We start from the raw sequence: 19,827 nt of genomic DNA on the forward strand, positions 1-19,827 counted from the left end.
AATAGGCGCTTAGAGCGGTGCGCCGTCCTTGATCCAATCCTCGACAATCCCGTCGATCAGATCGGCAACGTTGTATTGGTTGATCGTGGCAAGCGCCGCATAGAGGACGAAATCCTGATCATCAGGCGTCAGCGCATCATATTCTGGAACGCGACCGCCATTGCCGAGCGCTATGCTCAGATCGTCGTCAGCGGAAAGCGCCAAGCCCAAGGCAACGACCTTTCGGACCACAGGGGCGAGGCGTCCCGGATTAACCGGGATGCCGAAAGCGGGGTGATCGACTGTCATGCTGCACCGCCTGCCGCGACGAAGGCATCCTCTGCAATCTGCACTTGCTCCATGAGGGCAACGAGTTCGATAGCTTGAGCGTCACCAGCCTGATACCGCTCCAGTACAGCTTTTTGCAAGTCAGCGCCTTCGGCCAAGGTCGAGCGGAACTTTTGAAGCGCACGTAGGAATTCAGCTTGAAGGTTATAGTACTCGCCTTCTGACTGTCGTTCATTGGCAAGCTCTAGGAGAGCTTCCGCAACATCATCACGTGTAGCCTCAGGCTCTCTTCCGATCAGATAATCGCACAGTTGATCACCGTCGCCAGCGAACCCTTTCAGGTCAGCAATTCGGATGTGGTCTTTCAAAGCGTCTTTCAGTGACATGTGTTTCTCCATCAGGCAAATCGCCCGTGGAGATATAAAGCCATACTTTAGTTTTTATATCAAGTGGTGCTTTACAAAAAACTCACCGTACTTAAGAGACGCGATAAAATCTCCGCTGTTCGCGCACAACGCCAATGACGTGCCCAGGCGTTTCCTTATCGAAGACAACAGAAGCGATACTTCGTTCTGGGCGTTCAATCATGATGATCGGTGCGCGGTTCTCATCCACCCCCAAGTGCTTGTATATCCCTAGAATTGCTATCTTTCTCTGCTCGACCTCTGCCACCACTATGTCACCATTCTCAGGTGCTCGACCCGTATCAATGATTATGACGTCCCCCTTGGCGAGGCTAGGCACATACAGCGAACTGTCGACACGCAGCGCGTAAATCTCGCCCACCGGCTTCCAATTTACGGTGAAATGATCCGTGGCGTATTTATACTCTTGCTCGTCTGTAAAATCATCAATTGCAAAGTCGCGATTATATAGATGCCAAGTGTCTGTCTCATTCCACTCGACTAGCGGTGCGACCACATAAGATTGCGTCCTATTAGTCAGCGGGACCATATCTAGGAGTTGCTGGGGTGTCTGGACCGACATCCCCAGATACTGGGATAGGTCCAACAAGTTCTTGGTGTTCGGTAGTGTCTTGTCATTTTCCCATTGGGAGATTGCCTGAACGCTGACCCCCAAGTGATCGGCAACATCTTGTTGCGTCTTATTGCTCCGCTTTCGTGCAAGGCGGATATCTCGGCCAATGGTCATCGCTTGCTCCTTTTCTTGAAAACATAAAGGAACTCTTGAGGTAAACAATCAAGCAGCACTTGAATTAATGGTAAAGCCATGCTTAATATGATCCAGTCGTTCAACCGGATTGGAGCCATGACACCATTAGAGAAAGCAAAAAAGGCCTTGGGCCGTTCAAAGAAGCTTGCCGAGCAGATCGGCGTTACGCCGCAAGCAGTCAGCCAGTGGAAGTCTGTACCAGCCGGAAGAGTTATCGCGGTCGAAAAGGCCACCGGCATTAGCCGGTCAGAACTCCGGCCAGACCTCTATCCGCTCGAAACTGCCTAACAGAAACGCCGCCCCTGTTGACGAGACAGGAAGCGGCGCTGGATGGGGAAACCTCTGCGGCGGTTTCAATCTGAATATACCAACTCCAAGAATATTTCGCAACCGTAACGATTAGGAAGCGAAGTTTCTAATTCTACAGCCTGCATTCGAACCATGTCTGCTCGGAGGTTCCCGGTGGCAAAAATGCAGAGATGTAACAAACGGGCGGTCTTTCACGATCTTGACCCTGCCTGTCGCCAAATCGGTGCTGATGAAGATCATCGGGCCTGCCGCAGCCCAAGCAAATCTGCGGAACAAAACAAACGCGGCTCTGGTGTGCCCATTCCATCCGCTGCCTTGAAGCCGGGCATCCCCCGGAACGGTTGAGAACGATTGGTTGATGTCATCGGGATGACGACCTGACCATTACTGATCGTGGTGGAGCCGAAAAAATCCACTGGCGGACGAGGTAGGGACAATGCCTCGGTCTCTCTGCGGAGGGAAAAGGATCACTTAGTACGCGGTGCTTAGGCACTCCCCATAGTCAGGGGCTTGGAGTGGGATTGTTTCCCATACTTCAAGGCGGAAAGGGCGGAAGCTATGCCTAAATGGTCAGAAAGGACGTGAAATGACCGAAGATGAAGCTATAGATTTCGTGATGTTCATGGATGAACGCATCCGGGGATGGGGAACCCCTTTGTCGGTTAATCCGCGAACGGGGTATGCGGATTTTCGAACGAGGGCTGCAAAGCAAAATCATGTATTCACTGTGGACCTGGCGTTGCAGGGCGTTTCCTTTGCCGATCTGCTGGCTTGCGTCCAGAGAGGCGGACACTACGCAGACCTTTATCCCGAACCAATGCGCGATGTCATTCGGTTCCGCACCGATCACATTGTTCCTCGCGATATAAATGAGCCTTCGTCGGCATTATCGATTAAGCACCGGGCTGAATATCAAGGCCTGCCGCCGCTCCCCGAATGGATATTGGCTTACGGCAAGTCAGCCACCATAGCCGACCATCCGCCATATCCAGAACCTTCGGACGCCTATAAGGCATGGAAAATATGGGCGGACGAAGAGCGGGCTGCGCCGTCGAATGTCATCCAATTTCCGATAAAAGGCGCAGCATGACCGAGAATAATCCCCGCGTGACCGAGGCAGCGAAATGGCTGGCGACAATCCCGGAGCACCATAAGCCGAGGCCCGTTATTCCGGAGCTTATGAAGCTGTTCAATCTGACGGCCTTGGAAGCTGGACTTGCAGCGACAGAGGCGCGTCTAATCCGTGCGAGGGCGAATTGACCAGACGTAACCGGAATAGACGTACCAGGACGGCAGCGGAGCGTCAGCGTGATTGCCGCGCCCGTCAACGCCGTGGGGATGTGATATTCCCTCTCGCGCTTCCGGGTGAGGCCGTCAGAGATTTCCTCATCGAAACCGGACATCTGAAGGAATGGGACGATGACGATCCGGAGCGGGTCAAGGAGGCTCTTGAAGTCGCCTTCCGCGATTATGTCACGCGTGACGGGTCGTGACGATGCAGGGTGATAGATTTGTCAGCAATGGCAAACAAGGCACCCAACATGACCCGAAACACCAAAGATCAGAAGGGCGCGGCATACTTCACCCGCGCTCTTCGCCTTCCAGAGAAGCCCCGCCAGCTTGTCGAGGCAGGACAGGCTTATGAGGCAACCCGGAACGCCAGAGCGCTAGCGGCGCGTGAGCTTTCCGATATGCGGTTGAGCCGCAGCAATGCCGAGCTAGGCGTAACCGTTCGGTCAATTCCCAGCCAGGTCCAGATCGATGATGCTGCTGACAATCTGGCCGAGCTCGTCAATCAGGATACCGAGACAAGCGGCACCTTCCAAAGCCTCCATCGCGAATACGTCCAGACGGCCAACCAGCAACTCCAGCCGGTTTATCAGGAATATGCCGCTGCGGTCCTCGAAGCGGTGGAGACGCTGGATACCCTTCTGAAAGCTGGCGAAGATTTCCATCGTGAAGCTCTGCGGGCCGGTCTCTCGCCCGATCACCCAGCAATCAACGGCAGCAAGGCCACACGCGGCCTTATCGACAACTCCCTGAAACTTGCCCGGAGTTGGTGCCGATGATCATCAGCATGTTTTCAGACGATGGCATCAGCCTGGAGCCGACCGAGGCCGTGAAGCAGCGCAATCTGAAGCTTGCCGAGCGTCACCGCGCCAAGGGCGATTACGTCCGTCATATCGAGATCAGTATCAAGGGATCGATTGACGAACTGATGTTCTGCGACACGGCTGAGAAGCTTGCATCTGCCCCGGCAGCCCATTCGATCGATCTGATTATCGACTGCCCTGGTGGCGAGTGCTTTCCGGCGATGTTGCTACACAAGCAGCTTCGCGACCATCCCGCAGAACGCAAGACGGCTCATATCGTCGGTAGCTGTGAAAGCGGTGGCCTGTTGATCGCATTGGCAGCAGATCGGCGTATCGCCAGCCGGACGGCCTCATTCCTCATCCATCAGTCGCGAAGTGGGGAATACTCGGTCACATCGTGGAAGGCCGGTGATTTCCAGCGTCAGGCTGATCAGTTCAGGGCGATTGACGCGGACATGTTCGCCCTGATCGCACAGCGCACCGGCATAGACGTTTCCATCATCAAGGCCATCGCATCCGACGAAAAACCTTCATCCATCGATTGGTGCCTTGAGAACGGGATCATTCACGAAATTGCGGAGGATCGGCCATGAGCCTGAGAGACCTAATCAAGAACGCGTCACCGGAGCTTTTGAAGTCATCCGTCCAAACTGGCGTCTTCTATGAAGCTCTAGCCGAAGTCATGGACGCATTCGATGCGATGAAGAAGCGACTGGATGCTCTGGAAGAAGGCGGCATCAAATACCGAGGCGCTTACCAGCGCGCACAGGACTATTCCAAGGGCGACGTGGTGACGTTCAACGGGTGCGCATGGATAGCCGTACGGACGCTCAAGGAAACAGAGGCACCGGCTTCATGTGATGGCTGGATGCTGATGGTGAAGAAAGGACGTGATGCGTGATGACCAATGACGAATTGGAAAAGCGCGGCGAGCGCATGGCCGAGGCCGTACTGAATACAATCGAGAGAAAGATCAGCGAACGTTTGGGCGACAAGATGCCCTTTCAGAAGGCTTTTGATGAAGCATTCGATGCTGTGAAGGGCTACATTGATCGATCCTTTGACGCGGTTCACGAGACACTTTCCGATGTTGAGAAACGCCTCAGTGCCGTTGAGGCCAAGGCCAATCGGGAGGAAGAGCGATGAGCAAGGTCACCAGCGACAAGAAGCTTTGCGCCGATCTTGAAAGGCATCTCAACCAGAAGATGGCGAAGTACCTCGCAGAAATCTGCGATGAGGTGATGATAGAGCATCCCCGCGCTGATCCCATTGCCGTCGCCCGCACCCTCGCTGTGGCGTTGTCATCGGTCGATGTGATCGCCCTCACCAAAACCATCACAAGCAAATCTGTAATGACCGAAAGGGCATCAGCATGACCACGAACGCACAAGAATTCGTCACGGCCATCATGGCCCAGATCAAGCCAGTCATCGATGAGAGCTTGGCAGTCATAGGCGAGAAGATCGCGGCTCTGGAAATGGCCCTGTCTCGACATGAGGCAGCGGCGAAACAGCAAGCCCGTACCGACGACAAGCCAGACGCGTTCAACACGCCGATTGTTGAGCTATTCGGTGACGATGCTGTGAATACGCTCCAGCGAGTTCAAGATGAGTTCGGCACCCGCGCCCGATACGAGACCGAGCTTTTCCTGCGATGCTATGCTCACGCAACCGAGATATTCGGACGCGTCCCCACCAGGGAAGAGCAGCGGACAATCTTCAAAGTCGTCAAGCGCAATACTGAAGGGATGACCTTCTGATGGCTAGACCTAAGCTCAAGATGATGAAACCACTGGTCTCGACCATGAAGCCTCGCCTCGGTCCTACACCTGGTAGTCAGAAGAGCCGAGACGCGCACCGCGTGAAGGTAGAGCCGTGGCGTCGGTGGTATCGCATCGCCCGGTGGCAGAAGCTTCGCATGAAGATACTCACCCGTGATCTGTTCACCTGTCAGATGTGCGGACTGCTTGAGCCTGACACATCCAAGCTGGTTTGCGATCACCGCGAACCACATGGCGGCAGTGAGACCAAGTTCTGGGATGAGACGAACCTGCAATGTCTCTGCAAGACTTGCCATGACGGCGAAAAGCAGCGTCTCGACCATCAGATGAGGGCCTATCAATGACCGGGGGGGCCATTTCGATCCTAAATCGGGCTTTGAGCGCGTACCCACGCCCGAGGCATCCGCATATTTTTTTCCCTCGGACCGAAATTGTTAAGCGAAAAGGCGGAATGACCGGAAAACCCTCCGCTCGCTTGATCCTGAAAATCCGGGTTTCTGACCGCGCCACGATGGCGGCGGCACCCCATTTAAATTTGGAGAGTTAACATGAGCACCGAAACAGCCAAGGCGTTAACTGTTGACGCAAAGATCAACGGCAAGCAGGTCAATATCGGTATCCAGCGCCATGCATTGCCATATTTCGAACTGGACCACGGCCCCGCCTTTCCGACGCTTCAGCGGCTAATGCACAATGGCTGGCGAGTGGATGACGTGACCAACGTTTTGAATTTCGCCGTCCGAAAGCAGCCCACCGAGGGCATGGACGCGATGCAATGGCAGCTATTCAACAATTCCGGATTGCTGAAGCGGCAGGACAAGCAGCCCACCATCATTGACGATGCAGTCAGAGTGAACGGCGTTGGCACATATGCGGTTCTCGCCTCCATGGTGCTCTATGCCAGCTTATTCGGCCTTCCGCCCGAAGATGCGCATTTCGATGACACGGAAACGCAGGGGGAAGCTCATGGCTAAAGGCTGGTATCTGAGCGGTGAATTTAAGCGGCGTATGCTTCGATTGCCTGAAAAGGTCCGCAAGGAGACCAATCGGGCAATTGAGCAGAACGCCGATGAATGGGTGCGTGTGTCGCGCAGCATGGCCCCGGTCGATCCGAAGGACGGCATACATCTGAAACCAAGCATCCGCCATTACGAGACCGAGACAGGCGGTCAGGTTGTGCGGGCTGGCGGCGAAGCCACCACGCGACCCGTCAAGGACGGCCAGAGCGCCACATTCGATTACGCTCTGGCGCAAGAGTTCGGCACCCAGGAGATGGCAGCCAATCCCTTCTTCTGGCCCGCTTATCGCCTGTTCAAGAAGAAGTTCGCGAGCCGCCGCAGCCGCGCCATGAACAAATCAGTCAAGGATTTCAACAATGGCCAATGAACCCGCATTGTATGCGCGCATGGAAATGCGTGTCGCCCAGGCCGAAAAGCAGATGGCGAAGTTTGCCAAGCAGCTTGACGGCGAAATGGGGAACATGGAGCGCCGCACCAACAAGGCGGCGAAGAATATGGAAAGCTCGCTGAGCCGTGGCTTCTCCAAGATGAAGGGCATCGTGTCCGAGTTCGGCAAGGGCTTGTTTGCGGGCATCGCTGCCGGTGGCGTGGTTGGTCTCGCCACAAGTGTACAGGCCGTCACAAAGTCATTTGCTGACCTAGGCCGCGAAGCTCAGACAGCCGGTATCAAAGTCGAGGATTTCCAGAAGTGGCGCTATGTTGCGGATCAGAACCGCATCGGCATTGACGCCATGATCGATGCTTTTAAGGAATTATCTATTCGTGGTGATGAGTATGCGAAGACCGGCAAGGGCGGCGGCGCTGATGCCTTTGCTCAGATCGGCATGGCACCCGCTGAAGTAAAACAGCGCCTGAAAGACCCTTCAGCGCTATTGCTGGAAATCATCGACCGTACACGAAGACTGAAGGACACAGCGGCAGGCGTCCGGATATTTGACGAGTTACTTGGAGGACAAGGGGGCGAGCAGTTCACCCGCCTCATTGAGCAGGGTCGCGAAGGCATCACTGCCACGCTCAACGAAGCCGAAAAGATGGGTGCTGTCTTCGATGCTGAATTCATCAAGAAGGCTGATGAGATCGACAAGGCTTTCAACCGTCTGGCGACCACGATGGGGACGGCTGTCAAAGGCGCTATCGTGGAAGCAGCAACCGCGCTGCAAGGTTTCCTGTCGTCGTGGCAGGGTATGGAAAACAAAACGCTGTCTGGCATCAATGCCGAATTGGACACGCTCACCAAGCGAAGAGAACAGCTTCTTGCTCAAAAAGGTGGATGGGAAGATAGCGTTCTCGGCGTCGTCGGCAAGGATGCTGCCACAGAGCTAAAAGCCGTAGACGAGCAGATGGCCCGCCTGCAAGCCCGCAAGGACGAGCTTACCGCCGTCAAACTCGACACCATCACAATCGAGCCGCCAGTAAAGCCATACATCCCGCCTGACACCACGAAGAAAGGCAAGTCAGATGAGGAAAAGGCGCGTGACCGGGCAGCTAAGGCCGCTGAGCGCGAACGCAAGGCCGTCACCGATCTGATCAAAGACCTTCAGTTTGAAGCTTCTCTTGTCGGTAAATCGGCGCTGGAAAAGGAGAAGATGACCGCTCTTCGCCAAGCAGGAGCAGCGGCCACGGCAGCAGAGCGCGCCCAGATCGAGCAGCTCGTAGAGGCAAACTACAAGGCAACCGAGGCTTTCGACAAGCAGCAGGCAGCTATTCAGGAAGTCAATGATGCTGGCCGTGAGTTCGCCGGTACGTTGGTATCTGGCCTTCTCAGTGGCGCAAAAGCTTCTGATGTTCTTTCCGATGCTCTGGGCCGACTGGCTGACCGTTTCCTGAATTCCGGTTTGGATGCTCTATTCGGAGGCGGCGGCAGTGGCGGGTTCGGCAGTATCTTCAGCAGCATATTCGGTGGAGGCAGTTCCGACCCATGGTCCGGTTTGAGGCTGGCAGGCGGCGGTCACGTAAGCGGTCCCGGTTCATCGACCTCTGACAGCATCTTTGCAAAGCTCTCCAATGGCGAGTTCGTTGTGAACGCCAAGGCGACGAAACAGAACCGGGGCATTCTGGAGGCGATTAACAACGGCATGTCCTTGGACCACTTCGCGACAGGCGGATACGTGCCAGGCGGTGAAGCTGGGGCTGAATGTATTCTGGCGATAGGAGGGCAGGCATGAGCGCGTTAGCTATCTCAGTTGGCACCGATGGCATTCTCGTCGCGTCAGACGGCGTTTGCTACACCTACGAGACTGGCGAGGTATCCGGCTTCGTCTCCAAAGTCATCCTCCTGCCAGAATATGACTGCTTCATTGGCGCGACGGGCGCGGGCGCGTTCGCCGTTGCCTTGCGGTGGGAAGTCAACCAGCAGATCAACAGCTTTGACGATCTGGTGGACGGCATAGCGGGCTTCTGCGAGACAGTTCATCGGAAGCTTTTCACCGACATCTGGGGCGAATGGCACCGAGGCCCGATTAGCGAAGTCTCATGTGTCATAGGCGGATGGTCTGATGAACGGCAGGCATACGAGGCTTATCGCGTGGTCAGCTACGAAAAGCCAAGTGTGCATTTGGGTAATGGGCGCTCTATGAAATTAGAGCCGTTCGTGCGCGCACCATTGCCCGCTGCGACGTGGTGCAACCTTCTGCCAGATACGATGCACGAGTTTGACCTGGTGCCCCCACTGCCGAACGAAGAGACAGCTGACATTCTCATGCGGCTGGTTTGCGCCTGCCGTGCCGATAGCGCCTTTGTCAAAGGTGAGGAAGAACGAGAGGGCGACAATCGTCATTACATGGCTGGCGGATTTATTCAGATGTCCGCCATTCAGCAGGGACACAGCCAATCGTGGATCGCTCATAGGTGGCCCGAAGATCAGATCGGCAAGCAGATCGACCCGAACGGGCCGGAACGTTACCCGGCGTGGCTGAAAGAGCGCTACGAGCAAGCCAAGGCAGTCAGCGAGGTAGCGGCATGACATCACCATCCCTTGAGCTTCAAAAGGCTCTGTACGACCGCCTCAGGACCGATCCGGCGTTGTCGGCGGTTATTGGTGGCCGGGTCTATGACACCGTGCCGGAGGGGTCGGAGTTCCCATATGTCTCATTCGGCTCCTTCGATGAATTGAGCGATGATGCGGAGTGCATCACCGGCTTCGAGATCACGATGCAGCTAGACGTATGGTCGCGAACACCTGGCTTCCCGGAATGTCGTCAGGTTGGTGATCTGGTCAGACGGGCCGTTCTCGGTGCCGAGATTGAACTGCCAGACAATCGGCTGGTCTCGATTTCGCACCGGCAGACAATGACGATGCGTGACCCCGACGGGCTGACCAGCCACGGCATCGTCAACTTTGTCGCTTTTGTAGAGCAAGCATGAGGTGACATGAACCGCGTCAATGAAATCCATATCGAAGGTGTCGGATTAGTCCGGCACCCTCGAATTCTGGCTTTTTGCGTTTCGTACTGATCTATAACACTTGTAGAATGGGCGGCCAGAAGGTCGCTTATTCAATCTGTTTCCGTTAGATATTCCCGCCTTACCAGTTCCGCGATATTCTCCCGCCAATTGGGGTTTGATGCTTGCATTTTGAACACCAATTCGGCTTCCAGCCTTATCGAAATGCTGACCTTTTCAATTGGGTTCTTGGGGCGACCACGGCGCTCTCGCTTACGGTTTTCACTCACTGATAATTATCCCCGCTTAATATTCACAGTTTACATGCTGCTAAATGAAACTTACGTGAAGGTTAAGCGGCTGCTGAAGCGATCCGACCTTTTATTAAATAAAAAGTCTGACGTTAGTGCTCATTCTGGTTTTATCTTTTCGGTGAAAATCGCTCCCATAAGCCATCAGATCATGAAAGGTCCCCTTCGCCATTAACTCGGATAGCGATATCCGAAATGGAATGATTGGACTGAAGGACTAGGGCCGCTATTTTACTAAATGTAATTTTTAGATGACAAAAAGAACCCCGCAACGAAAACCGCGCGGGGTTAAGCGACTGGTCCCCTCCCAAAAGGGACAGTTAAATTCTACCCATTTGGTCAGAAAAGTAAACCTGGAGTTGCCATGCTGCAACTCACGTTTGCTCGTTATCTATGACGAGGGTCATTTGATCCCTGACAAGCCTTCTGGCGATTATTCCGACAGCTACCGCTGCCTCCATCTCGCTCCAGCCAGCCTTTTTGGCACTTTCAATCAATTCGATCACATCATCAACAACTGCATCCTGGCAGTCAGCACCGCGATCTTGATAATCTCCGACCTCGCGAGGACGAATAATCCGCTCAGGCATGTGGCATCCTAACGTTTAATCTGATTTGAATGGCACCGAAAGGGTAATCAACGGTCGCGGCGTGGTGATCGCGTATGCGAAAACCCGCCATGTGCCCGCCGAAGGATATTCGCCAGCTTGGTCCAATCTTTTGATGTCACGACCATCTGCTGCTGCGCGCGCTTGAGTTCACGTTTGCTAGCAGCGTGGTTGTCATCGTGGCGCGGACGAACAGCCACTGTTACCTGCGGCATCTTGCCAATATGCACGGGCATGATCTGTTCCGATCTTAATGATCGAGCACACCTAATTGCGTGCAAGGAAATCAATATACCACCCCTGCGCGAAAACTACGCATAAATTCGACAACCCGCCCAAAATTGAGCGAAAGGGGGTGTGTCCAGATTTGGGCATACCTAATGCGACCAGATTTGGGCGCATCGGACTTTTCTCCAATTCTGGAGGAAAGGGTTTTTTCCAGTTTCGGAAAAAAGGTATCACCGAATTGTTGATACCTTCACGGGCATCTGCATCTCCGTTAAGGAGACGCAGATCATCAGACGAAATTCGTACGATGTGAGGTTCCGACGAAATACGTCGCGACCCTGCCAGTTTGGGCGACCGTTTAGATGCCGAAATATCCGGCATTCAAATATGGTTCTGGCCCATATTATGGGAAATTCCCACTTCGCCCTCGGTAGACTGTTCATCCACCAACGGCGGTTGGACCCGCAACGGACAACTTGTCCGCCATGTTCCCCAAAACGGGGGAGCGCAAATCCGTCACCGTGACGCTTTTCAAATCTGCCAACTTGGCAAGTTTCAACCCTTCGATTTGAGCGAAAGGTTGGTGCGGGGTGTCGATAAAATTATCAAATCAAATCAAAGTGGGCGAATTGGTGGGTGCGGGGCATCTAACTAACAGAAATTGCTTGATAATTACACAACCTCCGGGCCCACCATTTCCTTTAAAAGCAAAGACTTGCAGATCGGCTTTCGTGTTTCGAAAGCCGCGCGCCGACCACGTTCGTGCTGCTTCGCCCGTCATTTCCCGATCATATCCATTGTTCTGTCTGCCGGGCTGATATCGCGCTGCTGTGCCCTGTTTGAATTGCGGATTCTTATTCTCAAATTTTCAACAAATTTTTAGGTCTTTGTTAAGGAAATAGTAACGCAATGTTATAATTTTTTAACATGCGTGATTTTGCAATATTATGGAGGTTTTCGGCGATGAGGAAAAATGCAACCACCGTTGCGTTAGCACTGGCAGGGTTGGTGGCGAGTTCTCTCGTGGCTACGGCAAAGACGAATTATATCGGAGAATTCAAGGACTGGGGCGTTTATCAGAACACTGATCTGCCCGGTAACAAATGCTATGCTTTGACGGTTCCGGTTAAATTTCATCCCGTAGATGTCAGGCACGGCGATAATTTCATCATTATTTCCAAGTCGAGCGGACAGTACAGCCCGCAGCTTGTCATGGGCTATGATCTCAAGGCAGACAAAGCCGTGAATGTCATGGTGGATGGCACAGCATTTCCTTTCTTCAGTGAAGGCAATCGCGCCTGGGCGGAAAATGTCGCCGATGAAACGCGGATTATAAAGGCAATGCGTGCAGGCAAGGCGGTCAATGTGCAGGCGGTTTCAGCGCGTGGCACGCAGACGCGCTACACATTCTCGCTGATCGGCCTTTCGGCATCGCTTCAGCGCGTCGATGGCTGCTGACCGGAGCCTCAGTAAAGAAAGACCCCGCCATTGGGCGGGGCCTTGGAGTTCCATCAAAGTCCGAGGAACTTGAACGGTTCGGTTTCCTTGAACTGATCGTTGGCCATGCCGGAGAAGGTGTTGGTCTGGTCGGGCCCGAGATCGAGCTTCTTCACCTTGCCGGTTTCGGGCGAAAAATCGACCTTGTTGAGGTCGATCCAGAATGTATTCGGTGTCAGTGCGGATTCGAAGAAATAGAGCTTGCGCTTGTGGTCGGCCACGGTGCGCCAGCGGGTCGATGAAATATTCGGCTGATCGGGCGTGCTGATGCCGAACGGCACCGAGACATTTCGAATCACGCTGAACACGCTGGCGATGGTTTTCACCGGATCTTCCGTTTTCGGAATGGCATTCACGTAGAAAGAAGCCCGGGCGAAGCGGTCGGCGGCGCGGTTGGTGCCCGGCAGCATCACGGTGCCGCCGATATCCTTCCAATAGGCGTTGAGCGCCAGCTGCTGGTCAAAGGTCGGCGAATTGGTCATCACCGGATATTGCTTGCCGTGGTGGATGACCTGCTTGCCGTCGATATATTCGATGATGGCGCTGTCGCCGCTGGAATCCGACATGGCCAGATGTAGCGTGGCGAGGCGATCTTCCCCTGGCACCTTGTCGGTCACGACATTGAACGGATTGTCGCTCAGCGCTTTGACCGCTTCATCGACAGTTGCGAAATTGTCGAGGACATATTGCGTCCAGGCGGCGATGCTGAGGCTTGGATGCTTTTCATCGAAGGGCGGATATTCCGATTCCACCAGCCACAGCACGCTTGCCGAAAGCCCCGCTTCATTGAGGCCGTCCGTGGTTGAAATGTCATAGCCGGAGGCGATGACGCTGCCATATTTGGATTGCCACTGCACGGAATTCGGCCCGGCTTCACCGGAGCGTTTCATACCGCGTGGAAAAATCCAGAGATTGGTCGCCACGTCGACCTTCCAGTCCATGGAACGGGCCGTGATGATCTGGTCATTGGCACCGTGATAGACGAGGCGCGTGCATGCCTCGGCGACAGGAGCAGCAATCATGCTGCCCGCCACAAGCAATGCGGTGCATGTGGCAGCAAAAGAACGTTTCAATGTCGGCATGGAATGGCCCCTGATGTTCGTTTCAATGCGGGATCGGAACGGATCGGCGTTGCAACGCCCCGAGATCGATATAGGGCGGGGGCTGGCGAAGAAAAGCGCGTTAAAAACGTTGTTATGCCTTTTTGTTTAGTGATGATCGCCCGTGTCGCCGGGCTTGCGATTGACACCCTGAAGGATGACTTCGAGAAGCCACGGTTTCTTTTCAATGACTGCGGAAAGATCGTCGGCGCGAATGCTCAAGCCGGCTTCCTTGAGCATCGTATCAGCGGCTGCGCCCGAACCGTTTGTCTTGTCCAGAGCCAGACGGTGCGCGCGGCGCAGCAGCATTTCCGCCGGTGTAAAGCCGCCATCCGCGAGGCTTTTTTCTATCCGGCGTTGGAGCTCTTCAGGAATCACCATTGTGCAATTGCCCTCATCGATCTTTGATATTGTTTGAAGCTGCCCCGCTTCAGGGAGATTCCGCCCGAGACTTTATAGATAGGCCTGTTGAAGAATTTGAGAATATGAAAAGTAAAATCGCGGGATCGTTCGCGTCCGGCGTCTTTCCGCCACATGAACAAAATTTTGCCGTTGTTTCCCTTGTTTGGCGATTTGACGCCTCTTACATAAGGCAATAGCCCATCCGGGGAACGACGTCGTGATTTTGACCGGCGTCGGGAAGGGCTCTGTCTTTAGTGAAAACAATAAAACGGTTTGCAATGGCCACCCTACGCTATTTTACATGGCCCATGATCTTCACAGTCGTGGGTCTCGCAGCTGCTGTCTGGCTCGGATACGAGATGACCGGCACTTTCGGGGGAATGGTCTCCGTTTTCATCATCTGCGCCGTGCTGAGCGTTCTTGAGATTTCGCTTTCCTTCGATAATGCCATCGTGAATGCGCGCATTCTGCGTGACATGACACCCGAATGGCAGCATCGCTTCCTGACATGGGGCATCATCATCGCCGTTTTCGGCATGCGCATCATTTTCCCGCTGGCCATCGTTGCGGTGGCCATGTGGACGGACCCGATTTCAGCGCTCAAACTCGCCATCTGGCAGCCGAATGAATATGCCCGTGTGATCGCGGAAGCCCATACCGGGATTGCTGCGTTTGGCGGCACGTTCCTGCTGATGGTCGGTATGAAATATTTCTTCGACGTCGAGAAGGATGTGCACTGGATCAAGGCTATCGAAAGCCGCATGTCGAAATTCGCGTCCGTGCAGGGCGTTGAAATCGGCGTTGCCGTCGCGCTGATCTTGTTCTTCTCCTACCAACTGGATGCTGTTCATTCGCACACATTCCTCGTTGCTGGCCTGTTTGGTCTTCTGACCTTCCTGGCGGTTGAGGGACTAGGCGAGGTGCTGGACGCCACGCAGGAACAGATCGACATGGTCCATCGCGGTGGTCTTGGCGCTTTCATCTATCTGGAAGTGCTTGATGCAAGTTTCTCGTTTGACGGCGTCATCGGCGCTTTCGCGCTGACGACCAACCTCTTCATCATCGCGATCGGCCTTGGCATCGGCGCCTTTTATGTGCGCTCGCTCACCATCATGTTGGTGGAGCGCAAGACGCTCGGCCAATACCGCTATCTGGAACATGGCGCGTTCTATGCCATCCTCGTTCTGGCGGTAGTGATGTATGTGCAGACGCTGGTTCACATACCGGAAGTCATTACCGGCCTCATCGGTGCGGTGCTGATCGGCCTCTCCTTCATGTCGTCGCTGCGCTATAACCGGCTCAATCCGCACTGGCAGGACGACAGCGAAGAGGTCATAGGTCACTAAGCAATGACATCAATGACAAAAAGGGCGGCCTATGCCGCCTTTTTTATTGCCCTGGATGATATGGTTTGCCGGTAGCCGATTTGGCCGAATCGACAGAACCATCGAGGGGAACCCATGATCGTTACTCGCTTGAGCAAGACCGCTTTCGTGGCGGCAATCGCCTTCTTCGCAACCCTGGTCGCTTTCGGTAACATCACCGATTACGGCAGCAATTTCGCCTTCGTCCAGCATGTTCTGATGATGGATACGATCTTTCCCGATGCCACGATCAAATATCGCGCTATCGACAATCCCACCCTGCATCATGCGGGCTATATTCTGATCATCGCGGCTGAAACGCTGACCGCCATCCTGTGCTGGATCGGGGCTTTCGCCATGTTGGGGCGGCTCACGGATCGCGCGGCCAGCTTCAATCGCTCCAAGAAATGGGCCATTGCCGGGCTTTCGCTCGGCTTTCTGGTCTGGCAGGTGGGCTTCATATCGGTGGGCGGCGAGTGGTTCGGCATGTGGATGTCGCAGACGTGGAACGGCATCGAATCGGCCTTCCGCTTCTTCATCACCATTATCGCCGTGCTGATCTATGTGGTCATGCCCGATGGAGAGCTAGAGTAAATGCGCGGCTGAGGCAGGCTCATCGACCAGTTCGACGCCAGCCTGCTTCATCTTCTCCAGCATGGTGCTCATGGAGCCGTTGAGGTCGATGCCACGACAGGCATCGAGCCGCACACGCACCTGAAAACCTTGTGCTATGGCATCAAGCGCGGAATAGGCAACGCAGAAATCGGTTGCGAGACCCGCAAGCGTCAGCGAACCGATGCCGCGCTCGCGCAAATACCCGGCAAGGCCGGTCGGTGTTTCACGATCGTTTTCGAAGAAAGCCGAATAGCTGTCGATGCCGAAACGGAAGCCTTTGCGAATGACGAGCTGTGCGCGCGTCCATTGCAGGGCAGGGTGAAATTCCGCCCCGCGCGTGCCCTGTACGCAATGATCCGGCCACAGTGTCTGCGGCCCGTAGGACATGTCCACCATATCGAAGGGCGCTTTTCCGGGATGGGTGGAGGCGAAGCTCGAATGACCGGCAGGGTGCCAGTCCTGCGTCAGAATGACGTGTTCGCTTTCCTCGATCAGTCGATTAACGGCGGGCAGAATTTCATCGCCATGCGCGACAGCCAGCGCGCCGCCGGGGCAGAAGTCATTCTGAACATCGACGACAATAAGGGCATGACCGATCATAAGCGCACCTGCTTCATTTTCAGCTTTTTCACCGCGACTATAATCAGCCCGTTTCACTGAGACCAGCGAATATGCGCGTTCTGGTATAACATGGAGAAGGGTGCTAGGGACCGCGCTTAACAGTGACAGTAAAGGCAGGGATCACCATGACAGACGAAATCACGCGCGACAGCAACGGCACGCAATTGAATGACGGCGATTCCGTCACGCTCATCAAAGATCTGAAGGTCAAGGGAACCTCGACCACGCTGAAGCGCGGCACGATGGTCAAGGGCATTCGCCTGACCGGAAATCCCGCCGAAGTCGATTGCAGCACCAAACAGGTCAAGGGTCTGGTGCTGAGGACCGAGTTTCTGAAGAAGGCTTAAGTATCTGATCCAAAAGCCGCCATGCAGGACTGCAAATGGCGATTTCTACGCTTCTGGTGCTCACGTACCCAAATGTACGCTGCGCTCCGGTTCTCGAAATCACCATTTTCGCCGCGGCCTGCCGCTTTTTGATTCAGATACTGTGATTAAGCGTCGATCTCCACGCGACCGCGCGGACGGCTGCAACAGGCGAGAATGTAGCCTTCCGCGATTTCATCGTCGCGAATGCCGCCATTGTGGTTCATCTCCGTCTCACCGCCGAGGCATTTCACCTTGCAGGTGCCGCAAATGCCGAATTCGCAGGCGCTCGGTATTTTCAGACCGCCATTGCGGGCGGCAAGCAGGATGGTGTCGTTTTCGGTGCATTCCACTTCGACGCCCGAAAGGCTGAACACCACGCTGGCCGCAGCCACGGCTGGCGCTGCCGGAGGGGCGGCAACTGCGGCAGGTGAGGCGGGCGCAAGTGCGCTCGGCACGGGCACCGACGAGATTTCGCTCGCGGGCTGGAAGCTCTCCTGATGATAATTGGCCATGTTGAAGCCGGATTGTTCCAGCAATCCGCGCACGCCGTTCATGAACGGCTCGGGGCCGCAGCAGAAGACCTTGCGATGCTGGAAATCCGGCGCCAGCAATTCGAGCCGCGCCCGGTCGATACGACCGTGCAGGCCCGGCCAGACATGCCGGGCGGAGGACTGCTCGACAATGAAGGCGAGCCGCATCGCATCCATACGACCGGAAAGCAGTTCCAGTTCCTTGCGGAAAATAATGTCGTCCGGTGTACGGGCGCAATTGATGAATGCTATGTCGGTTCCAGGAGCGCAGTCGAACAGCCAGCGGGTCATAGAAACCATCGGCGTGATGCCGGAACCAGCCGAGATGAACAGGTATTTTTCACTCGGATGATTGGCGAGCGAAAAGTCGCCATTCGGCCCGTAGGCCTTGATCTTCATCGGCGGGCGCAGATTGTCGAGCATCCAGCGGGTGCCGATGCTGTCCTTCTGCGCCTTGACCGTCACCGAAATATGGTAGGGCCGCGATGGCGTGGATGACAGCGTATAGGTTCTGAGCACAGGGCCAAGACCGTCCGCCCGCTCCAGCGGCAGTTCCAGCGTGACGAACTGGCCCGGCGTATAGCGGAACCAGTTGCCTTCTTCGGTCCTGAACGAGAAGGTCATCACATCCGGCGCTTCTTCGATGGCCGAAATGCATTCCAGCATTTGCAGCCTGTCGTTCCACGGCAGCATCTCGTCCAGATATTTCAGAGGCTGCATGGCCTTCTCGCTTCTCAATTCGTATTTCGGTCTATGCCGATCAGGCCACGCGGCTAAGCTTGGCCGTTTCACCGCTGAGGCGCGGCGTCATCGTATTGGTGTACCATTCGAGGAACTGCATCACGCCGCCTTCATGCTCGACCGAATAGGGGCCGGGCTGATAGGCGGGCGAGCGGATGCCGACGGCATTTTCCTCGACGATCTGCCGATCCTGATCATTGGTCTGTATCCACACATGGGTCAGTTCGTCCAGATCATAATCGACGCCTTCAACCGCATCCTTGTGCACCAGCCACTTGGTGGTGACGAGGGTTTCTTCAGCGCTGATCGGCAAAACGCGGAACGATATGGCGTGGTCGGCCATCAGATGGTTCCAGGTGGACGGATAATTGAAGAGCAGCATCGCGCCGATATTGGTGTCGCCTGCAACCTGATCGCTCAGCGGCTTCTTGACGGCGGCCTTGCCCGACATTGTATAGCTTACCGCATCGCGCAGAAGCGGAATGCGGGTGATGCGATGACGACCGTCTTCGGACATTTTGAATTCTGCCGGCAGGCCGGCGCTGGCGCAGTTCTTCCAGAGCTGGTTGATTTCCGGGTCTTCCATCACACCCTGAACGCCGGTCGCCGATGGCGCTTCGGGATAGGTGCGGCAGAGTTCCGGGTGGTTCGCGGCGCAGTGATAGCACTCGCGATTGTTTTCCCAGACCAGCTTCCAGTTGCCCTTTTCGATGATCGAGCTTTCGAAAGCGACCTTGGCGTCCTTGATATTGTGCGGCGCGAGATAGGGTTCGACCAGATTGCGGAAGGCGGTGAAATCCGGGGCTTCGTCGGCGACGCAGATATAGATATAGCCTGCGACCGTCTCGCAATGCACCTGCTTCAAACCATATTCGGCGGGCTTGAAATCCGGGCCAACCTGACGCGCGAAGAGCAAGCGTCCGTCCAGCTCATAGGTCCACTGGTGATAGGGGCAGACGAGCTTCGCCGCCGTGCCTTTCTCGGCAGAGCAGATGCGCGAGCCGCGATGACGGCAGGAATTGTGGAAGGCACGGATACCGCCCTGCGCATCGCGCACGATGACGACCGGATAGGCGCCAACCTGCACGGTCATGTAGGAGCCGGTCTTCGGCAGCTCGCAATCATGGCCGACAAACAGCCAGTCACGATAGAAGATGTTTTCCAGATCCAGCTTGTAAAAATCCGGATCGGTGTAAAACTTCTGCTCCAGGCTGAAATTGGGGTCGCGCCCGGACAAAAGCCCCAGCATTTCCCCCAGCACTTTATTGCGAACGTCCATCATCACGACCCTTGCTTCATCTTCGTTAGGATCGGCATTTGCTGTTCTCCCAGCGACCTTGGCCTGATCCGGTGTTCCCTTAGCCTTCCAGAAGCCCGGCTTTTGCCGCTACATCAATGGCTTGTTCGCTTCCGTTTCGGA

General features: G+C 55.1%; 31 protein-coding genes. 20 read left to right on the top strand and 11 right to left on the bottom strand.

Annotated features, from left to right (window positions below):
- Positions 1-9: 9 nt before the first annotated feature.
- The 3 genes from WIX40_RS00370 to WIX40_RS00380 form a co-directional block, all read right to left on the bottom strand.
- The gene (locus tag WIX40_RS00370) at positions 10-288 is read right to left on the bottom strand and encodes a hypothetical protein (RefSeq protein WP_339437896.1); all 279 of its coding nucleotides are present in this window, start codon (positions 286-288) and stop codon (positions 10-12) included.
- Positions 285-653, bottom strand: coding sequence for a hypothetical protein (locus tag WIX40_RS00375; protein ID WP_339437898.1), 369 nt, complete (start codon positions 651-653; stop codon positions 285-287). Before WIX40_RS00375 ends, WIX40_RS00370 begins: the two co-directional genes overlap by 4 nt.
- Before the next feature lie 91 nt (positions 654-744).
- Entirely contained in the window at positions 745-1,419 is a 675-nt protein-coding gene (locus tag WIX40_RS00380) for a helix-turn-helix domain-containing protein (RefSeq protein WP_339437900.1), read from the bottom strand.
- A gap of 117 nt (positions 1,420-1,536) precedes the next feature.
- Here WIX40_RS00380 and WIX40_RS00385 point away from each other — a divergent pair, with 117 nt between their 5' ends.
- From WIX40_RS00385 to WIX40_RS00455, 15 genes are all read left to right on the top strand, one after another.
- Complete coding sequence (locus WIX40_RS00385) at positions 1,537-1,728, top strand: transcriptional regulator (RefSeq protein WP_339437902.1); 192 nt, start codon at positions 1,537-1,539, stop codon at positions 1,726-1,728.
- A 607-nt stretch (positions 1,729-2,335) separates the two neighbouring features.
- Complete coding sequence (locus WIX40_RS00390) at positions 2,336-2,839, top strand: hypothetical protein (RefSeq protein WP_339437904.1); 504 nt, start codon at positions 2,336-2,338, stop codon at positions 2,837-2,839.
- A 250-nt stretch (positions 2,840-3,089) separates the two neighbouring features.
- Complete coding sequence (locus tag WIX40_RS00395; protein ID WP_162995359.1) at positions 3,090-3,242, top strand: hypothetical protein; 153 nt, start codon at positions 3,090-3,092, stop codon at positions 3,240-3,242.
- A 48-nt stretch (positions 3,243-3,290) separates the two neighbouring features.
- Positions 3,291-3,818 carry a hypothetical protein gene (locus WIX40_RS00400; RefSeq protein WP_339437909.1) on the top strand — a complete coding sequence of 176 codons (528 nt, stop codon included), beginning with the start codon at positions 3,291-3,293 and terminating at the stop codon, positions 3,816-3,818.
- Positions 3,815-4,435: an ATP-dependent Clp protease proteolytic subunit gene (locus WIX40_RS00405; protein WP_339437911.1), complete on the top strand. Its 621-nt coding sequence runs from the start codon at positions 3,815-3,817 to the stop codon at positions 4,433-4,435. Before WIX40_RS00400 ends, WIX40_RS00405 begins: the two co-directional genes overlap by 4 nt.
- Positions 4,432-4,743, top strand: a complete 312-nt coding sequence (locus tag WIX40_RS00410; protein WP_339437913.1) for a hypothetical protein — start codon at positions 4,432-4,434, stop codon at positions 4,741-4,743. The genes WIX40_RS00405 and WIX40_RS00410 overlap by 4 nt, the downstream gene beginning before the upstream one ends.
- Positions 4,743-4,988 (top strand): hypothetical protein, encoded by a 246-nt coding sequence (locus tag WIX40_RS00415; RefSeq protein WP_339437915.1) that lies wholly within the window; start codon positions 4,743-4,745, stop codon positions 4,986-4,988. The genes WIX40_RS00410 and WIX40_RS00415 overlap by 1 nt, the downstream gene beginning before the upstream one ends.
- On the top strand, positions 4,985-5,218 hold the full coding sequence (locus WIX40_RS00420) for a hypothetical protein (protein ID WP_339437917.1): 234 nt from the start codon (positions 4,985-4,987) through the stop codon (positions 5,216-5,218). The genes WIX40_RS00415 and WIX40_RS00420 overlap by 4 nt, the downstream gene beginning before the upstream one ends.
- Positions 5,215-5,601 carry a hypothetical protein gene (locus WIX40_RS00425; RefSeq protein ID WP_339437919.1) on the top strand — a complete coding sequence of 129 codons (387 nt, stop codon included), beginning with the start codon at positions 5,215-5,217 and terminating at the stop codon, positions 5,599-5,601. The genes WIX40_RS00420 and WIX40_RS00425 overlap by 4 nt, the downstream gene beginning before the upstream one ends.
- Positions 5,601-5,966: an HNH endonuclease gene (locus tag WIX40_RS00430; protein WP_339437921.1), complete on the top strand. Its 366-nt coding sequence runs from the start codon at positions 5,601-5,603 to the stop codon at positions 5,964-5,966. Before WIX40_RS00425 ends, WIX40_RS00430 begins: the two co-directional genes overlap by 1 nt.
- A gap of 204 nt (positions 5,967-6,170) precedes the next feature.
- Positions 6,171-6,596 (top strand): hypothetical protein, encoded by a 426-nt coding sequence (locus WIX40_RS00435; RefSeq protein WP_339437923.1) that lies wholly within the window; start codon positions 6,171-6,173, stop codon positions 6,594-6,596.
- A complete protein-coding gene (locus tag WIX40_RS00440; RefSeq protein WP_158295723.1) occupies positions 6,589-7,008 on the top strand; it encodes an HK97-gp10 family putative phage morphogenesis protein in 420 nt (139 codons plus the stop codon). Before WIX40_RS00435 ends, WIX40_RS00440 begins: the two co-directional genes overlap by 8 nt.
- Positions 6,998-8,806 (top strand): hypothetical protein, encoded by a 1,809-nt coding sequence (locus WIX40_RS00445; protein ID WP_339437925.1) that lies wholly within the window; start codon positions 6,998-7,000, stop codon positions 8,804-8,806. Before WIX40_RS00440 ends, WIX40_RS00445 begins: the two co-directional genes overlap by 11 nt.
- The gene (locus WIX40_RS00450; RefSeq protein WP_339437927.1) at positions 8,803-9,603 is read left to right on the top strand and encodes a hypothetical protein; all 801 of its coding nucleotides are present in this window, start codon (positions 8,803-8,805) and stop codon (positions 9,601-9,603) included. Before WIX40_RS00445 ends, WIX40_RS00450 begins: the two co-directional genes overlap by 4 nt.
- A complete protein-coding gene (locus WIX40_RS00455; RefSeq protein ID WP_339437929.1) occupies positions 9,600-10,004 on the top strand; it encodes a DUF3168 domain-containing protein in 405 nt (134 codons plus the stop codon). Before WIX40_RS00450 ends, WIX40_RS00455 begins: the two co-directional genes overlap by 4 nt.
- Before the next feature lie 131 nt (positions 10,005-10,135).
- Here WIX40_RS00455 and WIX40_RS00460 read toward each other — a convergent pair whose 3' ends face one another.
- The 3 genes from WIX40_RS00460 to WIX40_RS00470 all read right to left on the bottom strand — a co-directional run bounded on the left by WIX40_RS00460 (position 10,136) and on the right by WIX40_RS00470 (position 11,177).
- Positions 10,136-10,312, bottom strand: coding sequence for a hypothetical protein (locus WIX40_RS00460; protein ID WP_339437931.1), 177 nt, complete (start codon positions 10,310-10,312; stop codon positions 10,136-10,138).
- 395 nt (positions 10,313-10,707) lie between these two features.
- Positions 10,708-10,923 (bottom strand): hypothetical protein, encoded by a 216-nt coding sequence (locus WIX40_RS00465; RefSeq protein WP_319080719.1) that lies wholly within the window; start codon positions 10,921-10,923, stop codon positions 10,708-10,710.
- A 47-nt stretch (positions 10,924-10,970) separates the two neighbouring features.
- Positions 10,971-11,177: a hypothetical protein gene (locus WIX40_RS00470; protein ID WP_339437938.1), complete on the bottom strand. Its 207-nt coding sequence runs from the start codon at positions 11,175-11,177 to the stop codon at positions 10,971-10,973.
- A gap of 955 nt (positions 11,178-12,132) precedes the next feature.
- On the opposite strand from WIX40_RS00470, the gene WIX40_RS00475 reads away from it, so the two are divergent.
- Complete coding sequence (locus tag WIX40_RS00475; protein ID WP_109369447.1) at positions 12,133-12,627, top strand: invasion associated locus B family protein; 495 nt, start codon at positions 12,133-12,135, stop codon at positions 12,625-12,627.
- Between the two features lie 53 nt (positions 12,628-12,680).
- On the opposite strand, the gene WIX40_RS00480 is transcribed toward WIX40_RS00475, so the two are convergent.
- Entirely contained in the window at positions 12,681-13,688 is a 1,008-nt protein-coding gene (locus WIX40_RS00480) for a linear amide C-N hydrolase (protein WP_371834111.1), read from the bottom strand.
- Here WIX40_RS00480 and WIX40_RS00485 point away from each other — a divergent pair.
- The gene (locus tag WIX40_RS00485) at positions 13,687-13,878 is read left to right on the top strand and encodes a hypothetical protein (RefSeq protein ID WP_339441082.1); all 192 of its coding nucleotides are present in this window, start codon (positions 13,687-13,689) and stop codon (positions 13,876-13,878) included. The two genes, WIX40_RS00480 and WIX40_RS00485, sit on opposite strands and share 2 nt — an antisense overlap.
- Here WIX40_RS00485 and WIX40_RS00490 read toward each other — a convergent pair.
- Positions 13,875-14,147, bottom strand: a complete 273-nt coding sequence (locus tag WIX40_RS00490; protein WP_339437941.1) for a hypothetical protein — start codon at positions 14,145-14,147, stop codon at positions 13,875-13,877. The genes WIX40_RS00485 and WIX40_RS00490 overlap by 4 nt on opposite strands.
- Before the next feature lie 299 nt (positions 14,148-14,446).
- Between WIX40_RS00490 and WIX40_RS00495 the strand changes: the two genes are divergently transcribed.
- Both WIX40_RS00495 and WIX40_RS00500 read left to right on the top strand, forming a co-directional pair.
- The gene (locus WIX40_RS00495) at positions 14,447-15,514 is read left to right on the top strand and encodes a DUF475 domain-containing protein (RefSeq protein WP_109369444.1); all 1,068 of its coding nucleotides are present in this window, start codon (positions 14,447-14,449) and stop codon (positions 15,512-15,514) included.
- Positions 15,515-15,628: 114 nt separating this feature from the next.
- Complete coding sequence (locus WIX40_RS00500; protein ID WP_121536438.1) at positions 15,629-16,126, top strand: DUF2165 family protein; 498 nt, start codon at positions 15,629-15,631, stop codon at positions 16,124-16,126.
- Here the strand turns inward: WIX40_RS00500 and pncA are convergent.
- Positions 16,118-16,747 carry a bifunctional nicotinamidase/pyrazinamidase gene (gene pncA, locus WIX40_RS00505; RefSeq protein WP_339437944.1) on the bottom strand — a complete coding sequence of 210 codons (630 nt, stop codon included), beginning with the start codon at positions 16,745-16,747 and terminating at the stop codon, positions 16,118-16,120. The two genes, WIX40_RS00500 and pncA, sit on opposite strands and share 9 nt — an antisense overlap.
- Positions 16,748-16,893: 146 nt before the next feature.
- Between pncA and WIX40_RS00510 the strand changes: the two genes are divergently transcribed.
- Positions 16,894-17,115 (top strand): alkylphosphonate utilization protein, encoded by a 222-nt coding sequence (locus WIX40_RS00510; RefSeq protein ID WP_121536434.1) that lies wholly within the window; start codon positions 16,894-16,896, stop codon positions 17,113-17,115.
- 146 nt (positions 17,116-17,261) lie between these two features.
- Here WIX40_RS00510 and WIX40_RS00515 read toward each other — a convergent pair whose 3' ends face one another.
- The gene (locus tag WIX40_RS00515) at positions 17,262-18,386 is read right to left on the bottom strand and encodes an FAD-binding oxidoreductase (protein WP_109369440.1); all 1,125 of its coding nucleotides are present in this window, start codon (positions 18,384-18,386) and stop codon (positions 17,262-17,264) included.
- Positions 18,387-18,426: 40 nt separating this feature from the next.
- Positions 18,427-19,686 carry an aromatic ring-hydroxylating oxygenase subunit alpha gene (locus WIX40_RS00520; RefSeq protein WP_109370267.1) on the bottom strand — a complete coding sequence of 420 codons (1,260 nt, stop codon included), beginning with the start codon at positions 19,684-19,686 and terminating at the stop codon, positions 18,427-18,429.
- Positions 19,687-19,827 lie beyond the last annotated feature (141 nt).

This window comes from Ochrobactrum teleogrylli (assembly GCF_037482325.1).
Lineage (GTDB): Bacteria > Pseudomonadota > Alphaproteobacteria > Rhizobiales > Rhizobiaceae > Brucella > Brucella teleogrylli.